9 protein-coding genes and 1 pseudogene are annotated in these 11,539 nt (G+C 42.8%); 7 read left to right on the forward strand and 3 right to left on the reverse strand.

Annotated features, from left to right (window positions below):
* Positions 1-310: 310 nt before the first annotated feature.
* The gene (locus AACT52_RS15720) at positions 311-1,183 is read left to right on the forward strand and encodes a hypothetical protein (protein WP_073632054.1); all 873 of its coding nucleotides are present in this window, start codon (positions 311-313) and stop codon (positions 1,181-1,183) included.
* 210 nt (positions 1,184-1,393) lie between these two features.
* Here the strand turns inward: AACT52_RS15720 and AACT52_RS15725 are convergent, their stop codons facing one another.
* On the reverse strand, positions 1,394-2,224 hold the full coding sequence (locus AACT52_RS15725; protein ID WP_073632055.1) for a hypothetical protein: 831 nt from the start codon (positions 2,222-2,224) through the stop codon (positions 1,394-1,396).
* A 636-nt stretch (positions 2,225-2,860) separates the two neighbouring features.
* Here AACT52_RS15725 and AACT52_RS15730 point away from each other — a divergent pair.
* From AACT52_RS15730 to AACT52_RS15745, 4 genes are all read left to right on the forward strand, one after another.
* A complete protein-coding gene (locus AACT52_RS15730; protein WP_073632057.1) occupies positions 2,861-3,679 on the forward strand; it encodes a peptidylprolyl isomerase in 819 nt (272 codons plus the stop codon).
* A gap of 137 nt (positions 3,680-3,816) precedes the next feature.
* On the forward strand, positions 3,817-4,962 hold the full coding sequence (hppD, locus tag AACT52_RS15735; protein WP_073632060.1) for a 4-hydroxyphenylpyruvate dioxygenase: 1,146 nt from the start codon (positions 3,817-3,819) through the stop codon (positions 4,960-4,962).
* Positions 4,963-5,060: 98 nt separating this feature from the next.
* Positions 5,061-5,759 carry an HAD family hydrolase gene (locus tag AACT52_RS15740; protein ID WP_073632063.1) on the forward strand — a complete coding sequence of 233 codons (699 nt, stop codon included), beginning with the start codon at positions 5,061-5,063 and terminating at the stop codon, positions 5,757-5,759.
* Between the two features lie 328 nt (positions 5,760-6,087).
* Positions 6,088-6,363 carry a hypothetical protein gene (locus tag AACT52_RS15745; protein ID WP_143172802.1) on the forward strand — a complete coding sequence of 92 codons (276 nt, stop codon included), beginning with the start codon at positions 6,088-6,090 and terminating at the stop codon, positions 6,361-6,363.
* 114 nt (positions 6,364-6,477) lie between these two features.
* Here AACT52_RS15745 and AACT52_RS15750 read toward each other — a convergent pair whose 3' ends face one another.
* Entirely contained in the window at positions 6,478-7,113 is a 636-nt protein-coding gene (locus AACT52_RS15750) for a CPP1-like family protein (RefSeq protein ID WP_073632065.1), read from the reverse strand.
* 683 nt (positions 7,114-7,796) lie between these two features.
* On the opposite strand from AACT52_RS15750, the gene AACT52_RS15755 reads away from it, so the two are divergent.
* On the forward strand, positions 7,797-8,516 hold the full coding sequence (locus AACT52_RS15755; RefSeq protein WP_073632067.1) for a response regulator transcription factor: 720 nt from the start codon (positions 7,797-7,799) through the stop codon (positions 8,514-8,516).
* Between the two features lie 712 nt (positions 8,517-9,228).
* Here the strand turns inward: AACT52_RS15755 and AACT52_RS15760 are convergent.
* Positions 9,229-9,426, reverse strand: coding sequence for a DUF2811 domain-containing protein (locus AACT52_RS15760; protein ID WP_041039473.1), 198 nt, complete (start codon positions 9,424-9,426; stop codon positions 9,229-9,231).
* A 785-nt stretch (positions 9,427-10,211) separates the two neighbouring features.
* Between AACT52_RS15760 and iscB the strand changes: the two are divergent.
* Positions 10,212-11,494: pseudogene (iscB, locus tag AACT52_RS15765) on the forward strand (RNA-guided endonuclease IscB).
* The last annotated feature ends 45 nt before the right edge of the window (positions 11,495-11,539 follow it).

The following is an 11,539-nucleotide window of genomic DNA, read 5'->3' on the forward strand; positions in this document are numbered from 1 at the left end:
GGAGCCATTGCCCAAATTGTAACAAATCTGTCATATTGAGCATGACAAAGCTCGATTGACAACATAAAAGACTGCAAGCAAGAATGCTATTAGCATGTTCTCATAAATACAAATAATAAATAGAAATCAGCAGCAATATCCACATGGGTAAACACTCCACTTTCTCAAAACCGATGAAAAGCTAATAATAGCTATCAATAATTTTGCTTTATTGGTGACAATACTGGAACCAGTTCTTTGAACTGAAAGCTTCTTCTATAAATAGACTTAAACGTTTACGAAGATACAAAATATTCTTTCAAGTAGAGCAATGAGTAACTTTCACCGTAAGCAATCACGTCGTCATACCCAAAAAAATAAAAACATACCGTCCTTTTTTAAGAAACTGCAAGAACTTGGCGGAACTGTAAGTGAAGTCAGTTCTCAAATCAGCGAAGATATGGTTAGCGAGGTAACAAGGTTAAGGCAAGATATTGTCAAGTCAGTTAAGTCGGCTACAGAATTTGGACAAGACGTCGCTCAATCTACTATTGAACGAGGGAAAGCAGTACAACAGGAAACACGTGAGTTTTTTGGAGAGAAGCTGGGGCAGAATCAAGACTCTCTTAAGAAGAAACTAGAGGAAAACCAAACAGCAAAGGAAGCAGCTGCAAGGGCACAGATTGAACAGATTGATTTAGATGCAGTTGAGAAACTTGTAGCTGATCTTTGGACAAAATTTCCCAACGCAAAACCTGAACAAATTGCTCAACGTCTGCTTCGCCGACAGCTCCTGCGCGTAAGCAGAACTTCTGTAGTCATGAGTGTTGTTCCGCCCAAAATGGCAGAGACTGTCGGGGTTGATTATGTTGAAATTGCTCTCATCCAAGCTGAAATTATTTTTCAGATCGCAGTTGCTTACGGTTTTGAACTACAGGTTCCAGAATGTCAAGATGAAGCGTTTGCAATTATTGATCGCGTACTTAGAGCCAATAGATTAGCAATAATTGGTCTAAGCGCAACACAAATGATTCCATTTGCTGGAGGATTTATTAATACAGGAACTGATACTTATTTAGTTTATCAAATTGGAAACACGGCTCAACAGTTTTATAAATCTCTAATTGAAGAAGAGGTTCCAGGGGAAATTTTAAACGCTTTTATACAAGAGACAGAAAGGCGATACAAGCAACGTTTATGGTAGCAAAAACTGAGAAATTACAGCAGAATTCACCAGTTAGGAGTCAGGAGTCACCCCTTCGGGGAAGTCAAAAGTCAAAAGTCAAAAGTAAAATTTGCTCTATTTCTGGCTCTTGAGTTGAAAAGGTATACCTTAATTAAAGATGCAAACTGCTGTATCTCCAAAGCTTGATGTTTTCTGTTAGCACCGCCTTGAACAAGTGAGAATACCAAATCACCAAAATCGCTTCAGTGTTTTGTCATCAATATTATTATTGTAGAACGGATGAGCTAACTGCTCAGCACTGAGCCCCAGTAAATCATCCGCTAAAACAGAGAGTTGAGTTACCCTTTTTGAGGTGGCGGTGACTGTGCTAGTAAATGGGAAAGGAACCACTCCTGGTTGTGCGACACTAAGTGTAATACTCAGGGAATTTAGTACTGAAGATAACTCTAGATCACAATTAGAAAGCAGCCCAAAGGTGAGATTACGGTTGATGACTTCAAACAAGTCAGCATGGGGGTAATCTGTTAGAGAATTTTTGACGAAGTCGGCGATAGGTTGCAGTGGCTTGAATCCACTAACGTCAAATCCATCAATATAATCGAGGCTGACAAAAACATCTGCTACACTGCCACACGCCGGAATTAAGATGTCTTTTAACTTAAACAAAACAAGTCCATTGCTCTCACCCGCAGGGGTACACGTGATTGTGTTAGCAAACGACAAAGGAAGCACTTCCATGGATGCAACATCAAGTGTCACGCTCAACGAGTCCAGTTCTGATGACAAATCTAAATTTGAATGAGACAGTAGCTTAGAGACAAGATTAGCATTAATGACCTCAAACAAGTCACAATCTGGGTAATCTGTTAGATAATCTTTGATAAAGTCGATAATCGGTTGTAGTCGCTTGATTGCACTTGGATCAGGTTTATCGACATATTCCAAACTAACGATGACATTGGCAACACTACTACGCCCTGTAATAAAGATGTCTCCTAATTCAAGCGAAACAAAGGTCGAGTTACCTATGAAGCTATCAAAAATGAATTGGTTTGACATAATTTCAATTTTATGATTTTAAAATGTGTTTCCCAGCCTAACGATTGCTTAGTTTTCTGTAATCCTTATCTTCCAGCCTTGGGGAAGGCAATTTCCATACTTTCTAGTGAGATCATTAACAGAAAACACATACAATGGTTAAGTAGGGACAAAAACAGATTTACCAGGAATAACGCTTTTTGATCCGAAAGATGCTGTTGTATTTTATGGGCACGTTTGGGACAATCCACTGAAACGATACAGTTGTTCAATTAATATTGCAAGAGCTTTTGCAGTAGCTAGAAGGCGACAAAATGAAGCTACACAGGTAAGTCAGTTTTGTGGTATAATATCAACCTCAAGAAAATTAAGTAGCGAAGAACGCGGATGGATGCCCTGACCAAGCGCACGAGATCAGGATAAAGAATATGGATTCCTGAAGTCGTTTTGAGCTAGGAGCAAGTAGAAATTCCAGATTTTAGCAGCCGATGAATAGAAAGCAAAGAGTCCAAATCATCAAAAAGTAGACGATAAAGTTACCTGTGAATGGTCAGTACAGTAGAACTAGAGATACTATTATTAAGATATGTTGATAAAACCATTAGAGTGACCTAGCTCTATCTTGCCCAAAATATAAAGCAGAACATTTAGGAGGTTATGGTTCCAGTTTTACAAGTAGGCGATCGCGCCATTAGCAAGGACGAACTCATTCCCCTATTGAAGCAGTACGGAATTCTGCCGCAGTTACTGCGAGAGATTATCATCGACAGTGCGATCGCTAAGCTTACCCTGACACAAGAAGAAAACAGCCAGGCATATAAGCAGTTCTATCAACAGCACCAGTTGAATTCTGAAGATGATCTACAAGCATGGTTACAAGCCCGTGGTTTAAACCGCGAACAAGTAGATTATCTAGCCACACGTAACATCAAACTGGAACAATTCAAGCGCAGCACTTGGGCAGACAAGTTACAGTCGTATTTTCTAACGCGTAAGGCAAAGTTAGATCGGGTTGTCTATGCTTTGATTCGGGTTAAAGATATTTGTATAGCCCAAGAGCTTTACTTCCGAATTCAAGAAGGGGAACAGTCTTTTAGCGAACTTGCTCGCGAGTATTCTCAAGGTCCTGAGGCTCAAACAGGCGGCTTAATAGGTCCAGTTGAGTTGGGAACTCCCCATCCAGCCCTGGCAAATATGCTGGCATCAGTTCAGCCTGGTCAGCTTTTACCACCAACACCATTAGGAGATTGGATTGTCATTGTACGACTGGAAAAGTTACTGCCAGCTCAGTTAGATGAAGAAATGCGGCAGCGACTGCTCAATGAACTCTTTGAATACTGGCTACAAACTCAGTTAAAAGACAATTTACAAAACCTACAGCCTCAATCTCCACAACATCAAGATGAACTAAAAGGTATAGTCAGCTCCGATGTACCCCCAGAAGTGGTTTTTTCAGACGCAAGCCAATCAACATAAAATGAATTCATCTCATGAATTCTCATACCTCATTTGTGTTTAGGAATCTAGATTCTTGCTTAGGAATGACCTGAAAATCCAGTAAAAAAGGCAAAATTTACAAACAGATAAGCAGTTGCGCTGGATTTTCACAGTATATGAAAATTGATCACGTTCACTTCTATGTGGAAGATGCCAAAGCGTGGCGCGATTGGTTTGTATACCATTTGGGTTTTCAAGTAGTCGCTGATTCTGGTATTCCATCAACCTTCCTACAAAAGGAAGACTGTATTCCCTTAGAAGGTAGGAATGACGCTCACACTTGCACGCAAGTGGTAAAAAGTGGTCCAGTCTACTTTTTGCTGTCTTCTGCCCTCTTACCCTCAAGCCCAGTGGCTGAGTTTTTACGCCAGCACCCGCCAGGTGTGGCAGATATTGCTTTTTGTGTTGAAAATGTAGAACAGGTTATTTCGCTTGCTCAAGTGCATGGGGCAAAAGTCCTGCAACCAGTTCAACAACAGCAATGTGGTCAGAAATACATTAAATGGGGCAAAATTGCCGCTTGGGGTTCCCTGTCTCATACGTTGATAGAAAGGGGAGTGGGGGGAGATGGGGGAGATGAGGGAGATAAGGGAGCAATATCTTCCTCCTCATCCTCATCTTCTTCGTTTGCTGCTATAGACCATATCGTGCTAAACGTCAATGCAGGTGATTTAGAACGTGCAGTGACTTGGTACCAAAATATCCTTGATTTTCAACCCCAGCAAACGTTTAACATTCAAACTGCTCGCTCTGCTCTATATAGCCAGGTGATGGTTTCGGGCAACGGGGAGGTACAATTGCCAATTAATGAGCCAGCTTCAGCCAATTCTCAAATTCAAGAATTTTTGAACGTGAACCGAGGACCAGGAATTCAACATATCGCCCTGCGGACACGCAATATTGTTGATGCAATAGCCCAATTCCGTGCTACTGGTCTATGTTTACTCCCAGTTCCCAAAGGCTATTACTCACAGATTCAACAGCGAAAAGGACTTCCCCTGTCTACAGACGAGCTGGATGCTATTGCCCGACAGGAAATTTTGGTAGATTGGAAAGAAAATACTTTTTTTGGGTCGAAGAATATAATCCCCGTACTACTGCAAATTTTTACTCAGCCTATCTTTCGACAGCCGACCTTTTTCTTTGAGTTTATTGAGCGTCGTTACCAAGCTCAAGGTTTTGGCGAAGGAAACTTTCGCGCTTTATTTGCAGCAATTGAAAATGAACAAATCAAACGTGGTAGTCTCAAAGATTTTGGATGACAGATAAGAAATCCAAAACGGACTTATTAATTTTTTAAAAGTACACAGCAGCAGCATCTGGGATAACCTGTTAATAATTATTTACATTTAAAAAACCAATGTTAAGAATTATTACAGATTTCGACGGTCCCATTATTGATGTTTCCGAACGGTACTACCGTGTGTATCAATTCTGCTTGGAAAAGATTCGACGCCCAAACCAAGAGGTACGAGAACTTGCTAAAGCGGAATTTTGGCAGTTGAAGCGATCGCGCATTCCGGAAAAACAAATCGCTGTTATTTCTGGTTTAGATGAGGAGCAAGCACAGGAATTTTCTCAATTGCGACGACAAACAGTGCATACAGAAGCTTACTTTGAGTACGACACCCTTGCTCCTGGGGCTGTAGAAGCACTGTTAAAAATCCAACAGGCGGGTGTTGATTTGGTCGTGATGACGATGCGTCGGGTGAGGGAATTAGATTATGCCTTCAAAAAACACGATTTAGGCAAATTTTTCCCAGAAAATCGCTGTTACTGCCTAAGCAACGACTACGTGAAAACCCGTGACATCGACGATAAACCGTTGTTGATGGCACGGGCAATACAGGAACTCCCTCCTGCTTCTGATATTTGGATGGTGGGGGATACGGAAGCCGACATCATTTCTGCCACAAAACACGGTATTAAAGTCATAGCAGTAGAGTGTGGCATCCGCGATCGCGCTCAACTAGAACCTTACCAGCCCGACTTAATTGTCTCTGATTTAAGTTCTGCTGTGGATTTAGTCCTAGAGACAGCGCTACAACAAACAGCTTGAAGAGCGCAATAGGGCAGTAAGGAATCGGATGAACCTATTCCTTATTGCCCATTAAGTAGCCGTCATGAACTGCGTACACCCTATGGCTGACGCCACGCCTTACGGCTATCGGGTATGCCTACGGCACGCCTGACGGCGTTAGCGTATCTCCTCCGTTCGCGCAGCGTGTCGGAAGGACATAGGAGGCACAGCAGTCGCCTGGGTGGGGAAACCCTACCAAGAGCGCTGCTTCACCATTACCCATGAAAAACTTGTTAAAACAGTGAACAGTGAACAGTGAACAGTAACGCCAGCGGGCTGGTGGGGGATTTAAACCCGCCCTCCGGGTATGCCTTCGGCACGTCTTCGACGAACGCCACTTGCTCTACTTGGGGAAACCCCAAGACCGCAGTGGCTCACCACCAACGCTTTCGATCCAATTGGTGGGGGACTTAACCCGGAGGATGAAACTGATAACCCTTCGGGTATGCCTTCGGCACGTCTATGTCCTATGCCTGCGGCACGCCAAGGGCGAACGGACACGCGAAGCGAACGACGAACGCCAGTCGCCGTGAGAGCGGGAGACCCTCCAAAGGGCGCTGGCTCACTGATAACTGATAACTGATAACTGGTAACTGGTAACTGTTAATCCCCCTCCTTGCTTGCGCTTAGGGGGTATGGGGTGGGCTTTTTTCAACCCAGGTCTTTCATTGTGCCTAGCTACTTAGCAAAAATCGATTTACTTTAAAAAACTAGTGATAAGCCATAACAATACGAAAGTTACCACCGTAGAAAATTGATTGTCTGTCCAACTCAAAAATTGTATTTGGGGTAGCAGCCAACTTGCGACTAGTCCCCCTGCAATTAAGCCCGTAATCAGACCAATAAGCGTTAATAAAACGGCTCTACCAAACTTTCCTTCCTTACGATTAAGAACATAAATACTTACACTCACCCCAAGCACTAATGCCAATTGCAAAATCTGGTCGTTTCCAGCTGGTCCAACTGGGTAAAACACGCTAATGGCACTCAATCCAATATACCAAGCTCCAGGCAACAGCAAATTGGCTGGAGTTGGCTTATCTAGGGCTCGTTGCAGCCACGCAGGCGACTGCTTGCGAGGGGAGAGACTTTCTTTTGATGGCGGTTGTACGAGGCGCTCTGGAAACCGGATGCGTTCGGGCACTTTGATTTTGCCTTCTTGGCGCATCCTTAAGCGCTCCATTAAAATGGCGTCATAAGCAGCTTCTATAACTTCTAGACGTTTAGCATCGCCACTGTATTGCTCCAATAGGCGATTGCGAACATCCTGAATTTCATCGAAACTAGCATCTTCTGATACCCCAAGTTTTTCGTAGGGATTGTGCTCGCTCATGGGAGTTTATCACTTTAGCCTCAGTCGGCGGCAATATCTTGCTAAAGAAAAAACGACTATAGTTTTATGTTGGTCGAAACCAATGTTTTGGTCAATTCGTATGTCTTACCCGGATAGTAGCATAGGTAAGCGGCATTAATTTGGTAATTTTAACTATAGTCACTTTAACATATAGCCATAACTCCGTGTATACCCTCATGTCGTTCACTGACCAGAGCTTTACTCTAGAATTTAAGCTAAAAATACCTAGAAGCCATTTTTATGAACAATTTTTTTTTGTTTCAGATTTAACGATTTACTGCAGCTTTACTGAGTTGGGAATAATTTAGCCTCAGATGTCTTGTGCCATAAAGCCGCATATAGATTTAAAATTGAAGCGTTTTAAATTATTGTGCAACTGGGACAAAGCTTGTATCCTAGTTTACTCAGTTGCCAGAGCTAAGGTCAAAGCATCTGCCTTTTGGACACAAAGTTGACAAGAAAAAGCCAGACACACAACTCAGGGGTGGCATTACCAAAATATTTACGCCCTCATTGTTGAAAATCCTGATTACACTAGTATTTGAATAATCAGGGAAATCATGCCTTAGCCTTGTAGATACATATTGTCCCCCAAAGCGAAAACCGCTTTTATGACGGAATTCGCTTGTTAATCCTATAAATTTTTGTGCAAAGTGATGGTCATGGCTCCTGCCAAGATTCTTGTAGTTGATGACGACCCTGCGGTTCGGAATTTAATCCAACGCTTTTTAATCAAGCAAAACTATCAGGTAGAGGCTGCCGAAGATGGTAAGACTGCTCTAGCGCTGTTTGAGCAATTTAACCCAGACTTGGTGATTTTAGATGTAAATTTACCAGACGTGATTGGGTTTAACCTCTGCCAAGAGATGCAAAGCCGTAACGGAGTTTTTGTATTGATGCTAACTAGCCGTGCAGATGAAGCGGACAAGATTCGCGGCTTTTCTAAAGGTGCTGATGACTATCTCACCAAGCCATTTGGTTTGGGAGAACTCGAAGTCAGAGTGGCAGCAATTTTAAGGCGTCAGCGTGTTGTCACTACGGCAGAACAGAAGCGCCTGGTATTTGAAAAGCTGATGATTGACCCCGTACGGCGGGAAGTCACACTTAACAGCTTACCCGTGCTCTTAACTGCTTTGGAATTTGACTTGTTGCATTTTTTAGCTAGCCATCCAGGTCGAGTTTGGCGACGCGCTGAACTGATTCAGGAGGTGTGGGACTATGAGTACGTCGGTGACCAAAGGGTTGTAGATGTACATATCGGTCAAATTCGTAAGAAGATTGAGGCTGACGCCACCCAACCAGCATTAATTCAAACGGTGCGTGGGGTTGGGTATAAATTTGAATGCCCTTCTCAAATCCAGCCGTCTGAAAAATCGCAATAGTAAGGAATATTGCCGCCAAAATATGTGAATGACAATGGTTTTACTTGGAAGCTAGGTTAAAAAATTAACCTTAATACAAAGCCTTGCTCCCAGTGACCACACAATCAAAAGCCAGGCATTGCTTTGAGGTGTAGATTTGTTGAGTTCAAGAACTGGAGCATAACCATAACCATAATCAAGTCTAAAGGAGGAAGCATAAAGGATGAAGGATGAAACAGTTCATACTTTATATTTCATCCTTTAGTAGTATTTTTACCTGTTGAGAGCCAAGCAAATTAAGTGCTGGCAAACACATCGGACTATTTCTGTTACGTTTAAGCTTGATAACTTCAAAAAAATTCGTGATGGTGCAAGCGATAATCTTGAGTGGCGACTTCCGCCACTCAAGATTTTTGATTGCTGATATGCTGCATTAACGAAGGGAAACAAACGGACTGCTTAGCCGTTTAAGATGCTTATCACCTAAATGGCGCTCCTCATATTGTGCTTCAACTTCCTCACTTAAAAGCGCCGAAAAAAATAACCCTGATACATCAATCAAAGCCTTGAGCTTGTGCCGCCAACAGAGGCTTTGCGGCTCTGTTGGTGGTTATGGAACGCGCAAAGGCGCTATGCCCGCTTTGTGACCATTCCAGTAGATATTACGCAGCAACTGACGGTTCATTAATTCCAAGTTTTGCTTAAACCCCTGATTTTGGCAACGCATTTCTATTTAGCACTGATGAAACAAAGTTTCTAGATAAACCCGGGCAGCGCGGCGATCGCTATCCCCATTTTGAAGTAAAAACAATGACAGCGCTGCCGTCAGTACACGTTTTTGATCCCAGTCTGGATGTGTTTCCAAGTAGCTTTTGAGTGATTCATGAAGTGTTTCGGGAATTTCTGTAAATATGCTAACTGTTGCATTCATAAAATTCGTCTCCTTTGAAGTTCTCCAATGGGGAAACTTGCCTCTAATAAGCCATAGTGGGAACACACAGCCCAAGCGCCTGTCCGACAAGAAAGCGGCAACAGCTTAGGTAATTCTACACAGCAGTTCAACGGACTAAAAAAGCAAGCCGCATCATTTTGCGTCAAAAGGGGGTGGGGTTGTCAATGCTGCGAAATATTAAGAAGGAGTTGAAAAAAAATAATTTTCTACGAAATAATCAGGGTTTCTGGTTGTTTTTGTAATTTTTCTTAATAAAAACTCAGTTTCTGAAGACCGCAGCCCGCAAGAGAAAGAAATCCCCAGTAATACAGCAAGAGCTTGTAACAGCGTTAAGCACCTGTGGAAAATAGGAAAGTGCCTGTGGAAACTCTGTGGAATCAGTGAGGAAAATTCCAGTCAATGATAAGAATTACAAAAAATATGAATTTCAGGTCTAGTAGAGAAAAAACCGATTTTAACGGCGATCTCACTGCAAGTCGTATATAATTTTTTCGAGACACCAGTCAATAGGCTTAGCAGGAACGTAGCAGTATCGCTATCCGCTAAACACTGGACAGAACTGGACAACCAGTACATTCCGGTGGAGAGATAGCCAGTCTTAGCCGAAAGGCTCCGTTAGGAAGGTCATGATACCAACAGGTGCTTTCCAGCCTGCCGCTCTATCGCTAAGAATTAAACAGAGTATTTAGCTAGAACCGTGTTCTTGGCGCAACAAGCCTTCCTAACATTGACTAGGAAAACATCACCCGCAAGGAGAGGCAGTAATGCCTAAAGTATTCTTAATCGACACTGACAAAAAGCCTTTAGATCCAATTCATTCAGCCCAAGCAAGGCAGTTACTAAGAAATGGGAAAGCTGCAATATTTCGGAGGTTTCCTTTCACACTAATACTGAAAGAGTCGCGTCCAGATGCACCCGTTCAACCACTAAGGTTAAAGATTGACCCTGGCGCGAAGACCACTGGATTTGCACTAGTTAATGATGCAACAGGCGAAGTTGTTTTTGCTTTTTCACTTCAACATAGAGGTTTTGCTATTAGAGACGCTTTAACCTCTCGCAGACAAATACGTAAAAGCGCACGCGCTCGTAAAACTCGTGATCGGGCACCGCGTTTTAATAACAGAAAACGTCCTTCATATTGGCGAACGCCTAGCCTACAAAGTCGTGTTGAAAACATCAAAACTTGGGTCAAGAGGCTAATAAAACTTGCTGGCATTGGCGCTATTTCTCAAGAGTTAGTTCGCTTTGATATGCAGCTTATGCTAAATCCTGATATTCAGGGGAACGAATACCAGCAAGGCACCCTAGCCGGATACGAGACACGAGAATACTTGTTACAAAAATGGGATAGAACCTGCGTTTATTGTGGCGCAAAAGACATTCCTCTCCAGGTAGAACACATTCACCCAAGAGCAAAGGGTGGTTCTAACCGACTCTCTAACTTGACCTTGAGTTGTGAAAAATGCAACGTTAAGAAAGGCACCAAAGATGTCAAAGACTTTCTCAAAAAAGACCCTGAAAAGTTAAAGAGGATTCTATCTCAAACCAAGAAACCTGCTTCTGACGCAGCCGCAGTTAACACTACTAGATTTGCTCTTTTGGAGTGCTTAAAACAGTTTGGATTACCTGTTGAAACTGCCTCTGGTGGGCTGACCAAGTTTAACAGAAGCAGCCAATTATTAGACAAGCAGCATTGGATTGATGCAGCTTGTGTTGGCAAGTCCACGCCCACTCTAAACATTAAAGGTGTCAAGCCATTGTTAATAAAAGCAATCGGACACGGCAACCGTCAAATGTGCATCACAAACAAATTTGGCTTTCCCATCAAACACCGTTCTAATATCAAGTTCCATTTTGGTTTTAGAACAGGCGACATGGTACGAGCCACCCTCCCAACAGGTAAATTTGCTGGGACACACGTCAGAGGGTAGTAACACGAGCCACTGGAGTGTTTGAGATGGTCACTGTTAACGGCAAGATTAGCCCGGTGAGGTATAAGTACGTACATAAAATCCAACGGCACGATGGGTACAGTTATGCCACATAGTCCAGCTTTGTCCACGCTCATTAATGATTAGAGGCGTCGCGATCG

It is taken from the genome of Scytonema sp. HK-05, assembly GCF_963872035.1.
Taxonomy (GTDB): Bacteria; Cyanobacteriota; Cyanobacteriia; order Cyanobacteriales; family Nostocaceae; genus Kalymmatonema.